The sequence below is a fragment of the Flavobacterium celericrescens genome (genome assembly GCF_011392075.1).
GTDB lineage: Bacteria > Bacteroidota > Bacteroidia > Flavobacteriales > Flavobacteriaceae > Flavobacterium > Flavobacterium celericrescens.
On sequence record NZ_JAAJBV010000006.1, the window covers coordinates 124,902 to 148,651 of the forward strand.

At 31.3% G+C, this 23,750-nt stretch carries 16 protein-coding genes; 7 read left to right on the forward strand and 9 right to left on the reverse strand.

Translation table 11 applies throughout. The features are described 5' to 3' along the window. Window positions 1–61: 61 nt before the first annotated feature. Genes G4L40_RS09365 through G4L40_RS09385 form a run of 5 tightly spaced genes read right to left on the reverse strand, consistent with a single transcriptional unit; the run spans window position 62 to window position 4,665 of the window. Window positions 62–880 (reverse strand): SDR family NAD(P)-dependent oxidoreductase, encoded by an 819-nt coding sequence (locus G4L40_RS09365; RefSeq protein ID WP_166236937.1) that lies wholly within the window; start codon window positions 878–880, stop codon window positions 62–64. A 10-nt stretch (window positions 881–890) separates the two neighbouring features. Then, window positions 891–1,622: a monofunctional biosynthetic peptidoglycan transglycosylase gene (gene mtgA / locus G4L40_RS09370; protein WP_166236938.1), complete on the reverse strand. Its 732-nt coding sequence runs from the start codon at window positions 1,620–1,622 to the stop codon at window positions 891–893. Between the two features lie 3 nt (window positions 1,623–1,625). After that, window positions 1,626–2,738 (reverse strand): NAD(P)/FAD-dependent oxidoreductase, encoded by a 1,113-nt coding sequence (locus G4L40_RS09375; protein WP_166236939.1) that lies wholly within the window; start codon window positions 2,736–2,738, stop codon window positions 1,626–1,628. Then, entirely contained in the window at window positions 2,738–3,430 is a 693-nt protein-coding gene (locus G4L40_RS09380; RefSeq protein WP_166236940.1) for a DedA family protein, read from the reverse strand. The genes G4L40_RS09375 and G4L40_RS09380 overlap by 1 nt, the downstream gene beginning before the upstream one ends. A 2-nt stretch (window positions 3,431–3,432) precedes the next feature. Then, a complete protein-coding gene (locus G4L40_RS09385; RefSeq protein WP_166236941.1) occupies window positions 3,433–4,665 on the reverse strand; it encodes a dicarboxylate/amino acid:cation symporter in 1,233 nt (410 codons plus the stop codon). An 83-nt stretch (window positions 4,666–4,748) separates the two neighbouring features. Here G4L40_RS09385 and G4L40_RS09390 point away from each other — a divergent pair, with 83 nt between their 5' ends. Together G4L40_RS09390 and G4L40_RS09395 are read left to right on the forward strand one after the other, a co-directional pair. Then, window positions 4,749–6,662, forward strand: coding sequence for a S9 family peptidase (locus G4L40_RS09390; protein WP_166236942.1), 1,914 nt, complete (start codon window positions 4,749–4,751; stop codon window positions 6,660–6,662). 108 nt (window positions 6,663–6,770) lie between these two features. Then, window positions 6,771–7,286, forward strand: a complete 516-nt coding sequence (locus G4L40_RS09395; RefSeq protein ID WP_317163954.1) for a hypothetical protein — start codon at window positions 6,771–6,773, stop codon at window positions 7,284–7,286. Here the strand turns inward: G4L40_RS09395 and G4L40_RS09400 are convergent, their stop codons facing one another. The 3 genes from G4L40_RS09400 to G4L40_RS09410 are packed head-to-tail and all read right to left on the reverse strand — an operon-like array spanning window position 7,287 to window position 13,289. Next, complete coding sequence (locus G4L40_RS09400; protein ID WP_166236943.1) at window positions 7,287–8,204, reverse strand: GYDIA family GHMP kinase; 918 nt, start codon at window positions 8,202–8,204, stop codon at window positions 7,287–7,289. It abuts the gene before it with no gap. Continuing rightward, window positions 8,204–9,520, reverse strand: a complete 1,317-nt coding sequence (locus G4L40_RS09405) for a hydroxymethylglutaryl-CoA reductase, degradative (RefSeq protein WP_166236944.1) — start codon at window positions 9,518–9,520, stop codon at window positions 8,204–8,206. Before G4L40_RS09405 ends, G4L40_RS09400 begins: the two co-directional genes overlap by 1 nt. Window positions 9,521–9,563: 43 nt before the next feature. Then, complete coding sequence (locus tag G4L40_RS09410; protein WP_166236945.1) at window positions 9,564–13,289, reverse strand: PAS domain S-box protein; 3,726 nt, start codon at window positions 13,287–13,289, stop codon at window positions 9,564–9,566. Window positions 13,290–14,037: 748 nt separating this feature from the next. On the opposite strand from G4L40_RS09410, the gene G4L40_RS09415 reads away from it, so the two are divergent. The 5 genes from G4L40_RS09415 (at window position 14,038) to G4L40_RS09435 (ending at window position 21,715) form a co-directional block, all read left to right on the forward strand. Next, a complete protein-coding gene (locus tag G4L40_RS09415; protein WP_166236946.1) occupies window positions 14,038–16,209 on the forward strand; it encodes a S9 family peptidase in 2,172 nt (723 codons plus the stop codon). Between the two features lie 26 nt (window positions 16,210–16,235). Further along, window positions 16,236–17,954: a peptide MFS transporter gene (locus G4L40_RS09420; RefSeq protein ID WP_166236947.1), complete on the forward strand. Its 1,719-nt coding sequence runs from the start codon at window positions 16,236–16,238 to the stop codon at window positions 17,952–17,954. A 78-nt stretch (window positions 17,955–18,032) separates the two neighbouring features. Next, window positions 18,033–19,691 (forward strand): peptide MFS transporter, encoded by a 1,659-nt coding sequence (locus tag G4L40_RS09425; protein WP_166236948.1) that lies wholly within the window; start codon window positions 18,033–18,035, stop codon window positions 19,689–19,691. Window position 19,692: 1 nt separating this feature from the next. Then, window positions 19,693–21,195, forward strand: coding sequence for a peptide MFS transporter (locus G4L40_RS09430; RefSeq protein ID WP_166236949.1), 1,503 nt, complete (start codon window positions 19,693–19,695; stop codon window positions 21,193–21,195). 52 nt (window positions 21,196–21,247) lie between these two features. Continuing rightward, window positions 21,248–21,715: a thioredoxin family protein gene (locus G4L40_RS09435; RefSeq protein WP_166236950.1), complete on the forward strand. Its 468-nt coding sequence runs from the start codon at window positions 21,248–21,250 to the stop codon at window positions 21,713–21,715. Between the two features lies 1 nt (window position 21,716). Here the strand turns inward: G4L40_RS09435 and G4L40_RS09440 are convergent, their stop codons facing one another. Then, a complete protein-coding gene (locus tag G4L40_RS09440) occupies window positions 21,717–23,729 on the reverse strand; it encodes a ComEC/Rec2 family competence protein (RefSeq protein ID WP_166236951.1) in 2,013 nt (670 codons plus the stop codon). Between the last annotated feature and the right edge of the window lie 21 nt (window positions 23,730–23,750).

Below are 23,750 nucleotides of genomic sequence, written 5' to 3' on the forward strand. Positions count from 1 at the left end.
ATTCTATTTTAGATTTACTAATATGTCGTTCACGAAAAACAAAAGTTACTAAAAATTAAAATTATTTAAGCGTATATTTTCTTATTAAGCTATTAAACATACGATAGCCTAAACCTCTTCTAAGAAATTTCATCAAATTTGCATCAAAACCAATGGTATATCTTCTAAATTTTTTATTGGGATTCTCGGCAATCTCATATAATTTTTCAGTAATCAATGGGGTGAGATTTGTGTTTTTATTTGATTTTTTTTGAAGTAAATCAGTTACTTTTTTCATTAAATCATTATAAGACTTGATTGCAGTAGCTGGGCATTTTGTAACATTTTTTTGAAAAGAAGTTGGTGCATTCCCAAACTGAACAGTACAAACTCTAATATTCAAATCATATAATTCATAAGCCATACATTCTGAAAAACTTTCAACCGCTTGTTTTGTAGAATGATAAAAACTACCCAAAGGCAAATTAACCAACCCCGCTATAGATGAAATATTAATAAAAAGTCCGCTTTTCTGGGCTCTAAAAACTGGGATAAACGCTCTACAAACCTTTACAACACCTAACCAATTAATAGCAACAATAGCATCAATTTTTTCATCTTCAGAAAGTTCTACAAAACTTCTATAACCTATTCCGGCGTTATTAATAATTACATCAATTTTAGCATTTTCTTGCATTATTTTTAATCTAGCAAGTTCGATACTTTCTGAACTTGTAACATCTAATTCATAGCATTTGATGTTGGGATAATTATTCAAATCCATTGCTTCCTTCAAGGATAGCATTGTAGCTAATACGTCCCAACCTTTTTCCGCAAAAAAAAGGGCTGTTTGTTTTCCTATTCCACTAGCTGCTCCAGTGATTAATACTGTTTTTTTCAATAGACTTTTTTTAATAATCCAGTTTTATCATTGGAATATAGCGTGAAATTTTTGCCTTTCTTCGGTTGATATATGATGATGAATTTGATGCTTTATATTTTCTTGGATTAGGCAAAATGGCTGCAATTCCAGCGGCTTCATATCGTGTTAAATTTGCGGCATCTTTACGAAACCAATGTTTGGCTGCGGCTTCTGCTCCATAAACTCCATCACCCATTTCAATACTATTCAGATAAACTTCCATGATTCGTTTTTTACCCCAAATCAATTCAATCAAAACAGTATAATAGGCTTCTAAAGCTTTACGAACATAGCTTCTCCCTTGCCATAAAAAAACATTTTTTGCCGTTTGTTGCGAAATAGTGCTTCCTCCTTTTATTTTTTTTCCTTTTTGATTACTCTTATAGGCTTTTTGCATAGCTTCAAAATCAAAACCCCAATGGTCTAAAAAGCGTCCATCTTCGCTAGCAATTACGGCTTTTTGAAGATTTAAAGATATTTCTTCAATAGGAACCCATTCATGACTACATGTCATTTCCTTTCCTTCTTTCTTATGCTCCATTGCTCTAATTCCCATTAGTGGCGTAAAAGGCACTGGGACAAATTTGAATAATAAAACTAATAAAAAACTAATAATATTAAACCAAAGAAAAGTTAACCAAATAAAACGAACTATTCTTTGACCTGTAGTTCGTTTTACAGGTTTTTTTGCGGTTTTATTTTGTGTTGATTTTTTTGCCATTTTTTAAACTAAATCTGCTAATTCTTGACCAACTAAACTACCTATAGCCACACCCATTCCTCCCATTCTTACACCACAATAAACGTGATTTGAAAGTTGCTCTACTATTGGTTTTTTATGAGCTCCAATTCCCATTGTTCCACTCCAACGATGTTCTACTTCAAAATTGATATTAGGCAAAATTACTGTTTTTAATAATTCTTCCAATCTGTTTTGAATTAATTCAGTTGTATCGTGTGAAGTTGTAGTCTCGCCATAAAAATCTAAATTTCTCCCTCCACCAAAAAGAATTCTATCGTTAATATTTCTAAAATAATAATAACCCTTATCTAAATGAAAAGTACCTTTGATATCTAAATTTGGGATAGGTTTGGTGATTAAAACTTGTGCTCTTGCAGGCTTTACTTGATTATTAGTCAACTGCGCTGCAAAACCATTTGTAGTGAATAACAATTTATTAGTTTTAAAAGAGATTTCATTGGTGACCACCTCAACATTATCGTTTAGCTCTTGAAAACTTGTTACGGTTTGGCTATTTAAGATAAGAATATTATTTTCATGAGCTTTTCTCAACAAAGCTTGCATCATATTTCCAGTATCAATTTGTGCTTCAAAAGGATTGAAAATTAGATACTCGAATATATTATCAAAATTAAAGCGGTCAACTTCTTTTGAAAATACATCTGTTTTAAAAAGCGGTTTTAAGATATCATTTATAAAAGGCATTTTTTGAACACACTCATTATAAAAAGATTCATCTTCTTTTAGAAATAATTCATAACCACCATAAGGTTTCAAATCAATTACCGAATCGCCAAGATTTTTTCGAAGCAATTGCAATCCTGCATACCTTTTTTGAACCAGTTGAATAACTTCTTCTTCAGTATGTGTTTTTAAATCATCTATAATTTCAGATACACTACCAAAGCAAGCAAAACCGGCATTTTTTGTGCTGGCTCCTTGTGGCAAAACTCCTTTTTCGAGAATTAAAATTTTAGCCAAAGGAAATCGTTCGCGTAAAGCTAATGCTGTATGTAAACCAACAATTCCACTACCAACAATAGTGTAATCTACATTAGTAAACCAATTTTTTATTTCCCAATAACTGAGTTGCATTATTCTTTAATATTTTCAGTTTTTCTTTTCGCTTTAATTGCTTTCATTATTAGAGGAAATGAAGTTACTGCAATTAAAATCAATATAATTGTTTCAATATGTTTTTTCAAATCGATACCAAATTCATCATTAAAAAAACCATATAGATAATGTCCTGCAAAAACTAGTAGAAATGACCACAACAGCGAACTCAACACATTGTAGAACATAAATTTACTTTTTGGCATGTGCACAATTCCTGCAATGATAGGTACAAAGGTGCGCACAATGGGTAAAAAACGCGCAAAAATAATAGCAACCCCTCCATGCTTTTCAAAGAAAGCTTGAGATTCAAACAAATATTTCTTTTTAAAGAAAAAACTATCTTCTTTATTGTATAAAAATTGTCCGCTTGTGGCACCAAACCAATAACCAAAAATATTTCCTAACGTAGCAGCCGCAGCAATTAATAGCGATAAAATAGTTACATTAGAAAAATCGCTTGGAATCATAAAAAAAGTCTCAACTAACTCTCGACTGTAAATTCCAGAAAGAAAAAGCAAACTATCACCTGGTAAAAAGAAACCTGCAAACAAGCCAGTTTCGGCAAAAACAATGAACAACACCATGTAAATCCCAATAGGAATTCCTCCAACTTCCATAGTAATATAGAATTCAGGATTAAAAAGTTTGGTCCAATGAAAATCGTTCATTTTTATTCTTCTATTTTAGTTTCCCATTTATCAATAGCTGCTGTTGAAAGGGCGTTTCCTAATACATTTGTCATACTACGCGCCATATCACAAAAATGGTCAATTGGCAATATTAAAGCAATTCCTTCTGGTGGAATTCCAAACATTGCACAAGTAGCTACAACAACAATCAACGAAGCTCTTGGTACTCCAGCAACTCCTTTACTAGTCAACATTAACACCAACAACATAGTTAATTGTTCTCCTAAAGACATATCAATTCCATAAACTTGAGCAATAAAAATACTTGCAAAAGTCATATACATCATACTGCCATCTAAGTTAAACGAATAACCCAATGGCAAAGTAAACGAAACAATTTTGGGTTGGCAGCCAAAACGCTCTAATTCTTCTACCATTTTTGGAAAAACAGCTTCACTACTGGTAGTTGAAAAAGCAATTAACAATGGACTCTTAATTCGCTCTAACAAGACCAATAAACGTTTTCCTAATATCAAATAACCCACAGTAAGTAATATTACCCAAAGTGCTAAAATTCCAACAAAAAAGGCTCCTAAATATTTAGCATATAAAGTAAAAACTTCAAATCCATGTTTGGCAATTGCACTTGCTACGGCACCCAAAACACCAAGTGGAGCTGTCCACATAATATATGTTACCATTTTCAAAACTACATGAGACACAGTATCTAAAAGTTTTAAAACAGGTTTTGCTTCTTTCTTACTAAAAGCAGCCAAAGCCACTCCAAATAAGATTGAAAAAATTACAATTTGTAAAATTTCATTAGTAGCCAAAGCTTCAAATAAACTTTTAGGAATTACATGTTTGACAAACTCTTCTAATGAAAATCCTTTTGAATTTTCGACTAATTCAGAAGCACTTGAAGTATCATCTAACTTAATTGTTGTTCCTTTTCCTGGTGCAAAAAAGTTTACCAAAACCATTCCAAGAAGCAACGAAATCAATGAAGCCGAAATAAACCAAGCCATCGCTTTTCCTCCTACTCTTCCTACCATTTTCATATCGCCCATTTTGGCAATTCCAACTACTAAAGTGGAAAACACTAATGGTGCAATAATCATTTGCACTAAACGGATAAATATTGTTCCTAACAGTTTAATATTTTTTGAAAAAGATTCAATCGCGTCTGGAAACTGATAATGTACAATTCCTCCTAAAGCAACGCCAATGACTAGCGATACAATGATTAATATAAATAGTTTATTGTTCTTCACGGTACTCTATATTTTAGTTTGTGAAAATACTTATATTTTTTTAAAAAAGTACTACATTTAGCATCGTTTTAAATATAATCGGTATGAAAAAATACATTTTTCTCATTTTCAGCATGATAACCATGAGTACATTAGCACAGCAAAACCTAACTCCAGAAACTTTATGGCAATTAGGAAGAGTAACGCCTTTAGGAATTTCAAAAGATGGAAAGCTATTGGTTTATAAAGTAGGAATACCTTCTATCGAAGAAAACAAAATCAACTTTAAATATTACACCATTCCGGTTCAAGGGGGAAATGCTACTTTAGTGGAAGATTACAAATCGTTATTGTCTGACAAGAATGTTTCTCCTGATGGAAAACATTTATTATCTTCTCAAGAAGTTAAAGTAGAAAAATTATTAGGAAAAGACCATTATCCAGAATTATCAAAAACAACAGCACAAGTTTATACCGGTTTAGATTACCGTCATTGGGATACTTGGAATGATGGCACCCATAATCATGTTTTTTACAGCACTCTAGGTTCGGAAACAGAAAAAGTATTACCTCCAGTTGATATTATGCCAAACGAACCTTATGATGCGCCTCAAAAACCTTTTGGTGGTGATGAAGATTATATTTGGTCACCCGATGGATCAAAAATAATATACGTTTGTAAAAAGAAAGCCGGGACTGCTTATGCAACCAGCACCAACACAGATTTATACGAATATGATTTAGCAACAAAAACCACAAAAAATCTTACTGAAAGCAATTTAGGTTACGATACGCATCCGATTTTTTCACCAAAAGGCGATTTGTCTTGGTTACAAATGAAACGTGATGGTTTTGAAGCCGATAAAAACGATATTATTGTTCGTCATAAAGGAATGGACATCAATTTAACTGCTGGTTGGGACGGAACTGTGGATAGTTTTACTTGGAGTGCAGATGGGAAAAAAGTGTATTTCATTGCTCCAATCAAAGGAACAAAACAACTTTTTGAAGTTAATTTTCCGGGGTTAACAAAAATTGCGATTAGAGTAACTCAATTAACTGATGGTGATTTTGATGTGAATGGAATTGTTGGTTTTTCAGGAACTTCAGTTTTAGTTACCAAAACAACACACAATATGGCAACAGAAGTGTTTTCATATGATCTAAAAACAAAATCTTGGAAACAAATTACACACGTAAATGATGAAGCATATTCAAAAATTGCAAAATGTACTTCCGAAAAACGATGGGTAACTACAACAGATGGTAAAAAAATGTTGGTTTGGGTAATTTTACCTCCAAATTTTGACAAAACTAAAAAATACCCAACCCTTTTATACTGCCAAGGCGGGCCACAAAGCGCATTAACGCAATATTATTCGTTTCGTTGGAATTTTCAATTGATGGCATCGCAAGGTTACATTATCGTGGCGCCAAACCGAAGAGGAATGCCAGGACATGGAACGGCTTGGAACGAGCAAATTTCTGGTGATTGGGGCGGACAAGTGATGGATGATTATTTAGCAGCAATTGATGACGTAGCAAAAGAATCTTATGTTGACAAAACACGTTTAGGGGCTGTTGGCGCGAGTTATGGCGGATATTCTGTATTTCAATTAGCTGGAATTCACAAAAATCGTTTCAAAACATTCATTTCACATTGTGGCATTTTCAATACAGAAAGTATGTATGGAACTACAGAAGAAGTGTTCTTTACAAATTGGGATTCAGGTGGCGCGTATTGGGAAAAAGATAATGTTACAGCACAAAAAACATATAACGAATTCAACCCAATTAAGTTAATAAACAATTGGAATACACCAATTTTAATTATCCAAGGCGGAAAAGATTACCGTGTACCAATTGGACAAGGACAAGAAGCTTTTCAAGCGGCACAATTAAAAGGAATAAAAAGTAAATTCTTGTTGTTCCCAGATGAAAACCATTGGGTATTAAAACCACAAAATGCGTTAGTTTGGCAAAAAGAATTTTTTGGTTGGTTGAAAGAAACGCTTTAAAAGTTCAAGAGCAAGAGCAAGTTCAAAAAACAAAATAGAAGCTGAAACAAGTTCAACTTGACAAAATTGAACTTGCTCTTGTAATTCACATTTACCTTGCCCTTGAAAATGATGCCTTTTGAAGACATAAAGTTCACTATAAAAACCTTTCACAAGCATGGCTTAACGAAAGAAGCGGCTTTATGGCTATTAAAAATATATCAAATTGAACATCCAAATTTTGCTGGTTTTGAATTTAGAGAAGCTGCAAAACCTGATTTTATTTTAATGACAACCGAAGGCGAAATTGGCAACCCTCAAATTATTAGAATTCCTGAAAACACTTTTGAATTTCCATTAATTTTGATGCTTAATTTGCTCGCTCACGAAATGATGCACGTGAAGCAAAAATCGAAAGAAATTGCGCTACAAGATAAAAACGAGCGCGAATGGCAGGCTTATTATGAAATGTTGTTTCACAAAGAATTTCCATTGGTTCCAATAGCAACTGTGTATCATCAAAAATTTTTTGCTGAAAAAGCTATGATCTATTACAATCGCTCTGAAAAAGAAGCTAATCCATTGCGATTAAAGTATGAAGCACAAAAAAAAGAAATTGAGGAATTGATAGTAAAATTAGAATAATTATTGCAACACCATTTCTTCATAAGATAAAACTGTAGTGTATCCTTTTTGTAGAAAATAATCTTTTGGATTTTCTTTAGATAATACCATTACAAAATCACCACCCCAAGCCCCAAGACTTTTAACAACTCCTTTAAAATCTGGGAATAATTTTTCTTGAACCGTTTTGGTTTCTAAAACATCACTCATTATAATTTCGTGCTGTTCCATTAATTTGGCAAATTCTTTCCCTTCTTTGCAGTCAATTGCTTGGTAAGTAATAGTGTTTATTTTTGAAATTATTTTTCCAGTTTTATGACGTTGGGTCAAATAATTTGAAATAGCCGATTTACTGCTTTGCTTCTGATTCAAATACACAAAATGAATGTTTTCTTTAAATTGTGGATTAAAATGTATGGCTTTAAAATGTGGAATTTCATTTTCTAATTGGTAAATAATAGGCAAATTAGTTTGTGCACAAGCTACATCATAACCGCTTCCGCCAAAGCTTTTGCTCAATAATTCAAAAGCATCTATTTGCAACCATTGTCCAATGTTGTTTATCAATGTTGAAGAAGTGCCTAACCCCCAAATTCTTGGAAAAGTTAAATGCGTTTCAATTTCATAGCCTTCTGTAGTTAAAAAATCAGGTTGTTGCATGAAAGCTTGATACAATATTTCTATTAAGGTGTTTTTTATCTTATCGTTTGTTTCGTTAAGTGATTTATTTTTTATTTCCTCAAAAGTAATTGTATCTTGAAACCAAATTGTTTCATCGGCATCAAAACTTACCCATTTTATTAATTGATTGCTCCCTTTTTTTACAACAAGATTTTGTCCAAACCGAGTAGGAACAGCCAATGCTTTTGCACCATCAAGCACAACATATTCTCCTGTGAGCAATAATTTCCCGTTGCTGTAAAATGTTTGATTTTGCATTAACTTCTTAATTTTTCTAAATAGTCGATTACTAAACTATGGGAAACTGTTGTGTCTTTGAAATAATCTAATACCTTTTGTTTTTCTTCTTTTGTTGCTTGATGTTGGTTTAAAATATTCATCAAATGCATCTTCATATGTCCTTGTTGAATTCCGGTTGTAGTTAGCGATCGTAATGCTGCAAAATTTTGTGCTAAACCTGCCGCAGCTACAATTTGCATTAATTCTTCGGCTGAAGGTTTTTGTAATAATTCCATCGAGAATTTTACTAATGGATGCAAAGAAGTTAATCCGCCAACAGTTCCAAGTGCTAAAGGAACGTCCATCCAAAAAGTAAAAATTCCGTTTTCAATTTTTACATGTGACAAACTTGCATATTGCCCTGATTTACTAGCATAAGCATGGATTCCAGCTTCTACAGCTCTAAAATCATTTCCTGTGGCTAAAACTACTGCATCAATGCCGTTCATGATACCTTTGTTGTGTGTTACAGCTCTATAAGGTTCTATTTCTGCAATTTTTACTGCGGTTGCAAATTTTTGAGCAAATTCGACTGAATCGATACTTGCTGATTCTGAAAGTCGATCAACTGGACAAGAAACTTCGGCTCTAACTACACAATTTGGCACATAATTACTCAGAATACTCATAATGATTTGTACATTTTTTTCTTCAGAAGAAAATCCATCAAAATCATTTGCTTGTGATTCTAGTGTTTTTGCAAATTGTTCTAAACAAGTATTGATGAAATTCGCGCCCATGCTGTCTTTTGTATTAAAAGTTGCATGCAGCTGAAAATAATTTGCGATTTCATGTGTTTTATCACGCAATTCGATATCTAAAATTCCGCCACCACGTTTTTGCATATTTTTGGTGATTTCTGCAGTATCTGAAAAGAATTTTTCTTTAATATGATTAAAAAAAGCAGTTAACTTTTCCGCAGTTCCATTAAAAAGGAAATGCACTTGACCAATTTTTTCGGTGTTGATGATAGTTGTTTTAAAACCCCCACGTTCACCCCAAAATTTTGCCGCTTTTGAAGCCGCAGCAACTACCGAACTTTCTTCGATAGCCATTGGTATCGTATAACTTTTTCCGTTGATGATAAAATTTGGTGCTACACCATAAGGTAAATAAAAATTGGTCAACGTGTTTTCGATAAATTCATCGTGCAATTTTTGCAGATTTTCGTCAGAATTCCAATATTTTGTAAGACTTTCTTTTGCTTCTAATGGATTGATAAAATAGTTGTTTGTAATCCAATTTATTTTTTCTTCTTTAGAAAGTTTTGAAAACCCTTTTACGTTTTGAGTCATAGCAGTTGTAATAATCAAATGAAAAGCAAAGATACTAATTGCATTAATTATGAATGCTGTTTATCCATTTAAATGTAGTTTCTTCAAATAAATTTTTATCTATTGGTTTTATGATAAAATCATTCATACCGATATCAATACATTTTTCTTTTTCTCCAGTAATAATTCCGGCTGTTAAGGCTATAATAATGCTATTTGGATTGTGTTTTTTAATTTCAATTGTGGCTTCATATCCATTCATAATTGGCATTTGAATATCCATAAAAATAATATCTGGAAGTTCTTTTTTAGCAATTTCAACTGCTTCTAATCCATTTGATGCTTCAAATACAGTACAATTTGGCAATTTGTTTAAAATGAGTGTTTTGGTTAACAACATATTAATTTTATTATCATCAACAACTAAAAACTTCACTTCATTCAAATAACTAACATCAATGTTTTCAGCTGTTTTTGCCAATTGTTTTTCTTCTGTAATTTTATTAAAATAGTTTTGAAGAACACTAAATTTAACAGGTTTAATTATGCTTTGAACATTTTTATAATAATTAATATCTGGAAAATCTGATGTTGAATTTTGCATTACTAGAACCATAATGTTTTTTACTTTTTCCAGCTTTTTTAGTAAACTCAATACGTTTTCTTTTCCTATGTATTCTAAATCTAAAAGCAGAAGTTGGTATTTGTTTTTTTCTGCGAATAACAATTCATCTAAATTTTCAAGTTTAATATTTTTTGATTTGATTTGATAAGCACTCAACATTTTTTGAATTATGCTAGAAACCAATGGATTATCTTCAATTAAAAGTGCTTTTTTGATGTAATTATTTTCTAAAACCAAATGATTATTGCAAAACTCTGCTTTTAAAATTAATTCAAAACTAAATACAGATCCAACATTTGGTTTACTAGAAATTTCAAGTTTGCTATTCATCAATTTTAAGAGGCTATTTGAAATTGTTAATCCTAATCCAGTTCCGCCAAAATTTCGCGTTGTTGAGCTATCTTCTTGTGTAAAAGCTTCTAGTATTTTTGCTTTGTTTTCTTTTTTTATTCCTATGCCTGTGTCTTTAACTGCAAATTTGAACTTTGATTCATCATCATTAATTACCGTTGCAGTTACTTCTATTTCTATTTGGCCTTTAGGTGTAAATTTTATGGCATTACTCAATAAATTTTGAAGAATTTGTTTTAATCTAATTTCATCTACCCAAACTGCGCAACGCACATTTTCATGAATATTTACAATTAACTCTAAGTTTTTTTGATGCGCCATAAACTTCATCATATCAACTGATTGATTGATTATGCCGTGTAAACTAGATTTTTCTTTATCTATAATAAGTTTTCCAGCTTCGATTTTGGAAATATCTAAAATGTCATTGACAACGTCTAGCAAGGTTTCAGCAGATTGATTGACCGTTGCTAAATATTGCTTTTGAATTTCAGATAATTCAGAATTTAAAAGCAACTTACTAAAACCTATAATTCCATTTAGAGGAGTTCTGATTTCGTGGCTCATGTTGGCAAGAAATTCTGATTTTGCTTTATTTGAAGATTCTGCAAATTCTTTTGCGACGACAGCTTCTTCGGCCGTTTTTCGTTCAGTAATATCTATTAAAACGCCTTCAATGTATGCTAGTTGATTGTTGATAACAACACCTTCTCCATATTCTTCAATCCAAACGTAAGTCCCGTCTTTTTTTCGAAGTCTACAAGTAACTTGATATGATTTTTTATTATGAAGTGCGTTTTCTATTTTTTCTCTTACAGCTTCTACCTCATCGGGATGATATAAATCTACCAATGAAACTTTATTGTTCATAAAATCATCTCGGTGATAACCCGTTAATTTTTCTATTTCATCATTCAAATAAACTTTTGTGCGCGCTTTATCATATTTCACTAAAAATACTGACGCAGGAATATTATTTGCTAATAATCTAAATTTTTCTTCACTTTCTGCAATTGCTTTTTCGCTATTAATCCTAATAATTGTTGAAGAAATGTTATTAGCTAATGTCTGCAAAATACTTATTTCTTCTTCTGTCCAAATTCGTTCATTTTTACAATCATCAAACCCAATAAATCCTAAAAATAAATCGTTATCAAAAAGCGGAATAACCAAGATTGAAATTATTTCTTGGCTAATTAATATATTTTTAAAATCACCTTCTGGAATATCTTTTGTGAGGTTTTTATACGTTTTTTTACTCAAAATATTCTCCATAAAATCAGGAAAAGCCTCATGCGGAACATCTTGAAGATCTGGGTTATCAATTTCTTGCAAATCAGTTTCAGAAACCCATTCAAAACGTTGGCTTAATAGATTGGTTTTTTCATCATTTTCAAAATAATATAACCTGTCAACTTTTAATGTTTTTCCGATTAGCTCTATTGAGTTATCAAAAATGCTGTTTTTGTCTTTATGAATCAGCAAATTACTTGTTACTGTAGCAATAGCTGTTAAAATTTCATTCTTATATAGAATTTGCTTTTCGGCGGTTTTTCTTTTTGTGGTTTCTATTGCTAAAGCGATAATGTCAGCAATGGTTTTTGCAAAATTAATATCTTCATTTGACCAATATCTAATTTCATTAGTAGCTTCCAAACAAAAAATAGCTTCCAATTCTCCTGCTATATATATTGGAAAATCCAACAATGATTTAATATTATATTTTGGAAAATAATCAACATAAAACTCATTTAAAGCAGGATTAGAAAACACATCTGAAGCAATAATTATAGGTTCATGCTTGATTGTATCAAAATAATTTTTAAAATCTTTTTTATACAATGTTAAATCTGCATAATGCTTATCTTCATTATAAACGTAAATATTATGAAGTTCAATACTATCTATATGATTTTTCCAAATACTAACACGGTCTATATTTAAACCTATCGCCGTTTCTTTACAAATATGTTGAATTATAGACTCTAAATCAGGAAAATTTAAAAAGTTCAACGTAGACAAACGATTAGAAACTGCATTTAAACGTGAAATTTCTTCCATTCGTTTTTGTTCTTCTATCTCTATAGATTTTGAAAAAGTAATATCTCTAATAATGCATGAATATCCGATAATTTCGTTGTTCTCATCTCTTTTTACAGAAACTTTTTGAGAAACCCAAAGCTCTTCTTTATTTTTCTTTAAGATTGGAAATTCTAACAAATCATATTCATCTGTTTCTTGATTAATATTGTTAATATAATAATTCATAACAGATTCTCTGTAGTCAGCACGAATAAAAAAGCTGTAATTTTTTCCAATAATTTCATCGATTCTATACCCTGATAATTTTAAAGTAAATTTATTTACATAAGTAATCGTACCATATTTATCACTTTCATAAATAATATCTTTAGCGTTTTGAATTAGATTTGCATATTTCCGTTCTAAGTTTATTTTTGAAGTAACATCTTGACCTGTTGCAACATAAATGTTTTTAGTATGCTTAAAATCGGTCCACTGAATAAACTTATAATCGCCATTTTTACACTTTAGTTTTCTAAAATAAACAGCGTTAGGTTTAAATTTAAGATTATAGTCTCCCGCTTCAAAATCTGCATCTTCAGTCAATGTCCAAAAAGCATCTCCGAGAACTTCTTCGGGTGAATATCCTAATATTTTACTCACTGATTCGTTGCAATACAATACTTTTCCTAAGTTATCTGTCGCAATAATAATCGAATTTGTATTGTCAATTATATCTTGCGTAAAAAGTAATTTTTCATTGTTTTTTACATTTCTTATAAATTGAGACAAATGAATTATTAATGTTATAAAAAGACAATTCAAAAGCACAATAATTACAAAAGTTTCTGTAGGCTTTTGATACAATAACGCTAATAGTAAAAGAAAATTCACAAACACAAAATAGATGTAATATGTAAATCTTTTAAATACAAAAAGCGCAAAGAATAAAATGAGAATATATTTAGAAAAAAGAATAAAATGGACTGGTTTAATAAAAAAATTATAGCTAATAATTGCCCAAAGAATCAAGAAACAATAAGCAAAAAAGGTACTCGAATATTTTGTAATTTTTTTAAAAGAGGTTAAGGCAAACAGCAAAATACAAATTGCCCCTATCGAATAACCTGAATAAAAGTTAATATCAATATTTATTTTAAAAAAAGTATAAAAAATTTCAGTTATTGGAAAAATTAAAGCTAAATAAAGAAAGTAAAACTGGTATTCTTGAGAAGATTGATTGGTGATTTTACTCTTAAACGTTGTCAAATCAATTTTTGAAGTTCGTAATTGATGAAATAATAATGCTGCTAAAAAAACAATTAAAATAACAACATAAAAAACAACATAAAAATAAGAAGTACCAAAGCTTCCTGATAATAAACTAATATCTTTTTGTAGGGGTAATATCATTCAATACTATTAAAATATCGTTTATAAATATAATTAAAAAAAATTAAAAACTTGATTAAATGAAGTTAAAAATATGGTTATTTGATAAATTTTCACTAAAATTGGTGTTTTTTAGAACATAATTCTCATGAAAAAATATCTTATTACGCTACTTTTTATTGTAGCATGCTCATTATCAGCTACTGCCCAACAAAAAATTACATTAGAAGAAATTTGGGGTGGCGCCTTCCGTACCAAAGGAATGGACGAATTGAATGCAATGAAAAACACCAACCAATATACAGTGTTAAATTTTGACAGAGCTTCAAAAAGTTTTCAAATTGATTTGTATGATTTTGCTACTTTAGAAAAAGTAAGTACATTATTTGACACTAAAAATCATTCTGAAATTACTTCAATTGACAGCTACTCTTTTGACAAAAACGAGAAGAAAATATTGATAGCAACCAATTCAAATCCTATTTTTCGCCATTCTTTCACAGCTGACTATTTTGTTTATGACATTGCAACAAGAAAAGTAAGCAAATTCACAAATAGACAAATTCAAGAGCCAACATTTTCTGCAGATGGAACTAAAATCGCATATGGCTTTGAAAACAACTTATATGTCTACGATTACATTTCGGATGCTACAGTTACACTAACATTTGACGGTAAGAAAAATGCAATCATTAATGGAATTACTGACTGGGTATATGAAGAAGAGTTTGCATTTGTAAAAGCATACGATTGGAATATTTCTGGAAGCAAAATTGCATACATCAAATTTGACGAAACAGAAGTTCCAGAATTTTCAATGGATTTGTACAATGAAGGTTTATATCCTACTCAAAATGTTTTTAAATACCCGAAAGCAGGAGAAAAAAATGCTGTTGTTTCGCTACACATTTATGATTTAAAAACGAATACAACACAAAAAATCAATTTAGGAAATTATAATGACTTTTATATTCCTAGAATAAAATGGACAAATGAAGCAAACACATTAAGTGTTCAAGTCATGAATCGTCATCAAAACAATTTAGATCTACACTTCGTAGATGCTACAACTGGTAATACAAAAATTGTTTTAAACGAAAAAGACAACGCTTATATTGACATCACTGACAATTTAACTTTCTTAAAAGACAACAGCTTTATTTGGACCTCTGAAAAAGATGGATTCAATCATATTTACCATTATGACAAGACAGGTAAATTAAAAAAACAAATTACTAAAGGAGCTTGGGAAGTAACTAATTACTATGGTTTTGATGAAAAATCAGGAATAATATACTACCAATCGGTAGAAAATGGTTCAATCAACAGAGATGTCTATGCTATTAAGATTGACGGAAAATCAAAAGTGAGGTTATCTTCTAAAACCGGAACTAATAACGCAACATTTAGCCCTAATTTTCAATTTTTCATTAACGCCTATTCTAGCGCAACTGTTGCACCAACACACACATTAAACAATTCAAAAACTGGTGCGCTTGTAAAAACAATTATTTCTAACGAAGCAGTTGAACAAAAATTAGCTAAATATGATGTTGCTCCAAAAGAGTTTTTTGTTTTAACAACAGAAAAAGGACATCAATTAAACGCTTGGATGATCAAACCTAAAAATTTCGACCCAAATAAGAAATATCCAGTTTTCATGTATCAATATTCTGGCCCTGGATCACAACAAGTTAATAACGATTGGAATGGTGCTGATGATTATTGGTTTATGATGTTAGCACAACAAGGCTATATCGTAGCTTGTGTAGATGGTAGAGGAACAGGTTTCAAAGGAGCAGCTTTCAAAAAATGCACACAAAAAGAACTTGGAAAGTATGAAGTAGAAGATCAAATTGATGCAGCAAAAGTAATTGGAAAATATAATTACGTTGATGCTTCGAGAATCGGAATTTTTGGATGGAGCTATGGCGGATTCATGTCGTCAAACTGTTTATTCCAAGGTGCTGATGTGTTCAAAATGGCAATTGCAGTGGCTCCAGTAACTTCTTGGAGATATTACGATAGTATTTACACAGAAAGATACATGCAAACACCACAAGAAAACGCTAGTGGTTATGATAACAATTCACCTATCAATCACGTAAGCAAATTAAAAGGTAACTTCTTGTTAGTTCACGGAACTGCTGACGATAATGTACATGTACAAAATACAATGAAAATGGTTGAGGCGTTAGTTCAAGCGAACAAACAATTTGATTGGGCTATTTATCCAGACAAAAACCACGGCATTTATGGTGGTAAAACACGCTTACAATTGTACACTAAAATGACAAATTTCATTAAAGAAAAATTATAATAAACCAATAAACTAAAACAAATTATATGAGTGAAGTAGCAGCTAAACAAAGCCATCCAAAAGGACTATGGGTTTTATTTGGAACCGAAATGTGGGAGCGTTTCAATTTCTACGGAATGAGAGCAATCTTAACATTGTTCATGGTAAATTCATTATTAATTAAAGAAGCAGATGCAGCCATTATTTATGGTGGATTTTTAGCTCTTTGTTATTTAACACCACTTTTAGGAGGATTTATTTCTGATAAATACATTGGAAATAGATACAGCATTATGTTAGGAGGAACATTAATGGCAATAGGACAATTCTTATTATTTATTAGTGCTTCAACATTTGATTCTAGCATTGGAAGTGCAAAATTATTCATGTGGATTGCTTTGTTTATTATTATTTTTGGTAATGGATTTTTCAAACCAAACATTTCATCAATGGTGGGAAGTTTGTATCCAAAACAAGAAAAAAACAAACTAGATTCAGCTTTTACCATTTTCTACATGGGGATTAACATTGGAGCTTTCTTAGGTCAGTTTATTTGCCCTTGGGTTGGAGATGTTAAAGACGCTGAAACTGGAGTTAGAGATATTTTTGCCTTCAAATGGGGATTCTTGGCAGCTTCAATTGCAATGATAATTGGAACAATCACTTTCTTCATGTTGAAAAATAAATATGTAGTTACACCCGAAGGAAGACCAATAGGTGGTTTGCCGAAAAATAATGGCGCAGAAGACTTTGAAGAAGGAGAAACACAAACTGCTAAATTTACTGGTACAGCAGTTGGTACAGCAATAGGAATTTTTGCAGCTTTATTCTTTGTGTTTAGATATTTATTAGTGGGTGAATTCGGATTTTCGGATGTAGCAATGGGGCAATTGATTAAAGGAATTATTTATCCATTTATTTATTCTGCAGGTATTGCTTTGGCTTACTTAATTATGAGTTCAGCTGAAAACAAAGTAGAAAGACAGAGAATTTGGGTAATTTATATTGTTTCGTTCTTTATTATTTTCTTTTGGGCGGCATTTGAACAAGCAGGTTCGTCATTAACTTTTATTGCAGACAACCAAACAGACAGGAATATTTTTGGATGGAATATGCCACCATCAATGGTGCAAATTTTTAACGGTATTTTCGTTGTTATGTTAGCATTGCCTTTCAGTTTATTATGGGATAAATTAAGAGCTAATGGTAAAGAGCCAGTTTCTCCATTAAAACAAGCAATGGGATTGGCTTTAATCGCCTTGAGTTATTTTATTATTGCACATAATGTAAAAGATTTAGGTAACTCTGGATTATTAGCAATCAAATGGTTAATGTTATTATACTTAATCCAAACAATGGGTGAATTATGTTTATCTCCTATCGGATTATCATTGGTGGGTAAATTAGCACCAAAACGTTTTGCTTCTTTATTATATGGAGTTTTCTTTATTTCTAATGCGGCAGGTTATGCTTTAGCAGGCTCGTTAGGAGCAATTATTCCAGCAACAGGAGATAAATTTCAAAAAGCAGAAACATTAGGTGTAAATCTTCAAGATGTTTTAGATAAAAAAGTTACGTTAACAGCAGAACAAGTAGCCTTATTTGAAAAAGAACAATTGCCAATGGAATATACCTCTTTTGGAGGATTTGAAATTCATAACTTATATGAATTCTTTATGGTGTTCGTTGTTTTATGTGGAATTGCCGCTGTTATTTTAGCCGTTTTATCTCCTAGATTGAAAAAAATGATGAATGGTATTACCTAATTGTCAATAAAAATATTTTTTATATCTTTCAAACCTACAAGAAACCCTTGTAGGTTTGTTTTTTTAATACAATAAATTATGTGGAAAAGTCATCCTAAAGCATTGCCTTACTTGTTTTTATCTGAAATGTGGGAGCGTTTCGGTTACTATTTAATGATTGGTATTTTTACCTTATATCTTAAAGATGTTGAAGCCGGATTCGCTATGACCGAGAAAGAAGCATCGGATTTATATGGAACTTTTATCGCTTTGGTGTTTTTAACTCCTTTTATAGGTGGATTAATTGCCGATAGATATTGGGGCTACAAAAAATCCATTGTAATAGGTGGTTTAATGATGGGAGCGGGTTATTTCATGATGGGAATTCATGATGTCACAATGCTTTACATTGCAATGACTTTAGTAATTGTTGGAAATGGATTTTTTAAACCAAATATTTCAACATTATTAGGAAACTTCTATTCTGAAGATAAATATAAAGACAAAAAAGACGAAGGTTATAATATTTTCTACATGGGAATTAACGTGGGTGCGTTTATTTGTAACTTCTTTGGGGCTGCTTTACAAATTTTACTTGGTTGGCAATATGCTTTTATGGCAGCTGGCGTAGGAATGTTTATTGGTGTAATTGTTTTCTTATTGGGAACAAAACACTACGGAAATCAAACCGAAAAAAAAGGAGTACAACCAGGCGATATGCCCTTTTGGAAAATTGTACTGTTTATTTTAGTTCCATCAGCTGTATTTGGAATAATCGGATGGTTAATCAAAGGGGTGCAATCTGATATAAATTTAGATAGCGCCATTTTTGGTTCAGATAGTACTGATGCCTTTATATTTGCTTGTATTCCAGTTATTTTTTTCTACGGGAGTTTATATTTTAAAGCCAAAGTGGAAGATAAAAGGCCAATTGGTGCATTATTAACAATATTTGCCGTAGTAATTTTATTCTGGGCGGTATTCAAATTAAATGGCTCCGCATTAACAACTTGGGCAGACCGTTATACAGACAGAGAAATCACAGGGAATACACAAGCAGTTTTCAATGGATTGAAATTAGCCAAAGAAGTAGAATACAAAAAAGACACAGTTGAATTATATGATTCAAGTTTCCGTATTCAAAAAGTAGATGGTGAAGTTCAAAAAACAGTGGATTATCCAGTTTATTTCAGAAACGTAGCGAAAGATAAATTACCAGAAGAAGGTTCCAAAGTTTCACTTTGGGCAACTAATTTAAGTCAGTCGATCAATCCAGGTTGGGTAATTATTTTAACTCCATTAGTTGTGGCATTCTTTACATTTTTAAGAAATAGAAAGAAAGAACCTTCAACCCCAACCAAAATCGCATTTGGATTATTAATTTCTGCCTTATCTGTTTTAGTAATGGTTGCTGCTGTTAATATGGGTGCAAATGGAACTGAAAAAGTAAGTGTTTGGTGGTTAGTAGCTAATTATGGAGTCATCACAATTGGAGAATTATTCTTAAGTCCGATGGGATTATCAGTCGTTTCTAAATTAAGCCCGACCAATATTACTTCTTTAATGATGGGCGGTTGGTTTTTATCTACTTCTATCGGAAACAAATTAAGTGGTGTGTTAGCAAGTCTTTGGGATACCTATGATAACAAACAAGACTTCTTTTGGATTAACTTCGGATTATTAATGTTTGCAACTATGTTGATGTTTGTTTTATTGAAACAATTAAACAAAGTAATGCAAGAAAAAGGAATTCATTAAGATGCAAACAATAGAACAAATACAAGACTTTAAAGGAAAATATCCGAAACAACTTTGGTATTTATTCTTTAGCGAAATGTGGGAGCGTTTCTGTTTTTACGGAATGCGCGGAATGTTGGTGGTTTTCATGGTAAATCATTTAGCCATGGATGAAAAAACGGCTAATTTACAATATGGAGCAACTCAAGCTTGGGTGTATGCTTTTACTTTTATTGGAGGTTTATTTGCCGATAAAATTTTAGGATTAAGAAAATCACTTTTTTGGGGTGGAATTCTAATGATTCTAGGAAGTATTATTTTAGCAATCGATCCAAAGAACTTATTTTTTATTGGAATTAGTTTTACCATTGTTGGAACAGGTTTTTTTAAACCAAATATTTCATCAATGGTTGGTCAATTATACAAGGAAGGTGATCCAAGACGTGATGCTGGATTCTCGTTTTTCTACATGGGAGTTAACTTAGGAGCATTATTAGGAGGTTATGTTTGTATAGCTGTTGCCGAGGGTTCTATGTGGCAATCTATGGTTCCAGAACATTTAAGATGGAACGTTGGTTTTGGTTTTGCAGCTATTGTAATGATGATTAGTTTATTGACGTTTACACAAACTCAAAAAACATTAAGTACTATTGGACTTTCTCCTTTACAAGAAGTAGCAACTTCAAAACGTAAAGGTTTGGAAATTGCAACTTATTTGGGATCTTTACTAGTAATTCCAATCATTATTGTAATGGTTGCTAATACGAAGTATACAGATTATTTTATGATGTTTATTGGGCCGGCTTCAATTTTGTATTTGTTCTATGAAATGAAGAATTTTTCAGTTTCCGAAAACAAGAAACTTTTAGCGGCTTTAGTTTTTATTATATTCTCTATTTTCTTTTGGGCATTTTTCGAGCAAAGTGGAGGATCTTTAAGTTTGTTCGCAGCAAATAATTTGAACAATACAATTGCAGGAGTTGAGTTAAGTCCAAACGGAGTTAATAATTCAGCGAACTCATTTTTTGTAATTGGTTTTGCCGCATTAGTTGGTTTAGTCTGGTTGTGGATGGCAAAGAGAAAAATTGAGCCAAATACTATTATTAAGTTTGGTTTAGCCTTTTTGTTTTTAGCAGGAGGTTTTTGGGTATTCTATTACACACAATTTTTTGCCGATTTAAATGGAAAAACATCTTTAGGGATATTCACTTTAGGTTGGTTGGTTATCACTTTTGGTGAATTGTGTTTGTCCCCAATTGGAATGAGTGCTATGACCAAACTATCGCCGCAAAAAACCCAAGCCGTTATGATGGGAATGTGGTTTTTAGCAAGCGCTTATGGCCAATATTTTGCTGGAATTTTAGGGGCTAATATTGCAGAAGCTTCTGAAAATGCAACTAACATGGAAAAATTAGTTTTGTATGCAGATGGTTATGAACAGTTAGCTATTTACGCGCTTATTTTAGGTGTTGTGCTTATTATTATTTCACCACTAGTTAAAAAATTAATGCAAGAAGTTAAGTAGTTGATGTTTTTTGGCATCCAATTTGCTTAATTTTGTTTTATAAATTTACAATATGAAAAAGATTTTAGTAATAGCGTTTTTAACTTTGACGAGCATGTCAATTCAAGCACAAGAAGAATTAACATGGCATACAGATATGTCAAAAGCAACCGATATTTCGATTAAAGAAAATAAACCTATGTTTTTATTCTTTACAGGCTCTGATTGGTGTGGTTGGTGTATTCGTCTACAAAAAGAAGTTTTCAAAACACCAGAATTTATCAAATGGGCAAAAGAAAATGTAGTTTTAGTTGAATTAGATTTTCCTAGAAAAAATGAACAAACAGACGCGGTAAAAATGCAAAACGCTCAGTTGCAACAACAGTTACAAGTTAATGGTTATCCTACAGTTTGGTTTGTAAGTGCTGTTAAAACAGATGAAGGCAAAGTGAATTTAACAGCTTTAGGAAGCACAGGTTATGTAGCTGGTGGTCCTGAAAAATGGCTTGAAGGCGCTAATCAAATTATCAAAAAGAAATAATTTATTTCAATCTATAAAATCCCTTTTCGGCTATGGCATGGAAAGGGATTTTTTCTTTTTGGCATGTTGCACTCCACACTTTTAATAAGTTTCTATAATTAGTTTTATCAGCTATAATTAGTTTTGGGTTTACATCTTTAATTAAGCGTGATAAATTAATTTTTGGGCTTTGCATTAAAACAACTATTTCTGGTTTGATAGAAGTTTTATAAATTCCTAAACTATCGATAATTAAAATTCTCTTTTCATCAAACAACAATACATTTTGCATAGGAAAAATGCGTAGCGAATCCGAAAAAGTTCCTCTACTATAATGATTTAATGTTGCAATGTGATTTTCGGGAGCGTCAGTGTATGCAATAATTGTATTCCTATTTTTTATTCCTATCAAACTGCTCTTATCATTGAAAACAATTAATTCTGAGCCTTTATTTTCGGCAATTTTAACAAAAATAAAACTGATTTGAAAAATAAAAAGTGCAACTAAAACATATACAGTGTGCTTTCTTTTTTTCTTGTAAATCCAAAATAAACAGCTTATGATGAATAAGTAAAGTGTTAAAACCATAATAGCCGAAAACGATATATTGGTAATTATTCCACTTTTAAATTGTGCAATCCAATGAATATAATCATTCATAAGTTGAATTAAAAAAGACAAAAGTTTTCCTAAAAAAACAGCTGCTTCTGGGAGAATAAAATTAAGCACCAAAATCAGAATTCCATAAATTAGCACAAAGCTAGAAAGCGGAATAATAACCAAATTTGCCAATAAAAATAGCATTGGCAATTGATTAAAATAATACAAACTCAATGGCAAAACACCTATTTGAGCTGCAATAGAAACCAAAATAGTATCTATAAAATAAATTCCTATTTTGTTTTTTGTAAAATGAAATTTCTTATAAAATGGCTGAAATAAAATAATTGCCAAAACTGCTGCATAACTCAACTGAAATCCAATGTCAAAAATAGCGTTTGGAACAAATAATAAAATTAAAAAAGCAGAAATAGCCATAGCATTATAAATTGCCTTTGGCTGATTAAAATAGTTTCCAATACTAATAAAACTAAATAAAGTAACTGCTCTGGTTACTGAAGCTGGCAATCCAGTTAATAAAGCAAACAACCAAAGAAAACTAAGAATGATTACAAGCTGTATTTCGTTACCAAACTTAACTCTTTTTAAAGGTTTTAAAAGAAATACTAAAACAAAGTATAAAATTGAGATATGTAATCCAGAAATTGCTAACACATGAATTACGCCAGCATTCGAATAATCTGTGACAGTTTGTGTATCCATTTCTACTCTTTGTCCTAGCAATAATGCATCAACAATTGCTTTTGTTTTAGCATCAAAATGATGTATATCAAAACTGCGGCTTAATGAATTGCGCAAATTTTCTAAAAAATAATCCACGTCATGATGCTGATGAATTACTTTTAAATGATTTTCATTTGCATAAACCTGATGAAAAACATTTTGCTTTTCTAAGTAATTTGCATAATCAAATTGATAAGGATTATATGCTTTTGGAATAGAATAAACGGGAGCCATAAACCAAATTTCAGCACCAGAATGCAATATTATTTTGGTCTTCTTTGGCACATAAATCAATAATTTCCCGGAAACATTTGCTTGATTAAAACTTGTTACTGTAACAAAATATTTATTGTATTTTGCATTTGGTTTTAGTGGTGTTTGAACAACTCCTCGAATAGAATTTGTAGCTTCAAAAGTTTGCCTAGAATAATGATTTTGTTTATTACTATCTAAATGAACAAAAAAAGTAATCATCCCCAAAACAAACGAAAGCAAATAAACTACTATTCCAAAAGTAGTGTTTTGGATAATTTTCTTGTTACTTTTCCAATAAAAAACCCCAAATAAAAGAACACCAAACAAACTGCTAATCAATAAAATAGAAAAAGATATTTTCCAATAATATTGAGCAATAATTCCAACTGCAAAAGCGCAAGTTATTGTAATTAGGGGGAATTTAAGTGGCTTCAAAAATCTATTTAGTTTATATTA

Excerpts from the sequence above, each read along its gene's own strand:
- G4L40_RS09375 (WP_166236939.1), bottom strand. The coding sequence starts at position 2,738 with ATGCAACTCAGTTATTGGGAAATAAAAAATTGGTTTACTAATGTAGAT.
- G4L40_RS09395 (WP_317163954.1), top strand. The coding sequence starts at position 6,771 with ATGATGCCTTTTGAAGACATAAAGTTCACTATAAAAACCTTTCACAAG.
- G4L40_RS09425 (WP_166236948.1), top strand. The coding sequence starts at position 18,033 with ATGTGGAAAAGTCATCCTAAAGCATTGCCTTACTTGTTTTTATCTGAA.
- G4L40_RS09420 (WP_166236947.1), top strand. The coding sequence starts at position 16,236 with ATGAGTGAAGTAGCAGCTAAACAAAGCCATCCAAAAGGACTATGGGTT.
- G4L40_RS09390 (WP_166236942.1), top strand. The coding sequence starts at position 4,749 with ATGAAAAAATACATTTTTCTCATTTTCAGCATGATAACCATGAGTACA.
- G4L40_RS09405 (WP_166236944.1), bottom strand. The coding sequence starts at position 9,520 with ATGACTCAAAACGTAAAAGGGTTTTCAAAACTTTCTAAAGAAGAAAAA.
- G4L40_RS09430 (WP_166236949.1), top strand. The coding sequence starts at position 19,693 with ATGCAAACAATAGAACAAATACAAGACTTTAAAGGAAAATATCCGAAA.
- G4L40_RS09400 (WP_166236943.1), bottom strand. The coding sequence starts at position 8,204 with ATGCAAAATCAAACATTTTACAGCAACGGGAAATTATTGCTCACAGGA.
- G4L40_RS09435 (WP_166236950.1), top strand. The coding sequence starts at position 21,248 with ATGAAAAAGATTTTAGTAATAGCGTTTTTAACTTTGACGAGCATGTCA.
- G4L40_RS09415 (WP_166236946.1), top strand. The coding sequence starts at position 14,038 with ATGAAAAAATATCTTATTACGCTACTTTTTATTGTAGCATGCTCATTA.
- mtgA (WP_166236938.1), bottom strand. The coding sequence starts at position 1,622 with ATGGCAAAAAAATCAACACAAAATAAAACCGCAAAAAAACCTGTAAAA.
- G4L40_RS09380 (WP_166236940.1), bottom strand. The coding sequence starts at position 3,430 with ATGAACGATTTTCATTGGACCAAACTTTTTAATCCTGAATTCTATATT.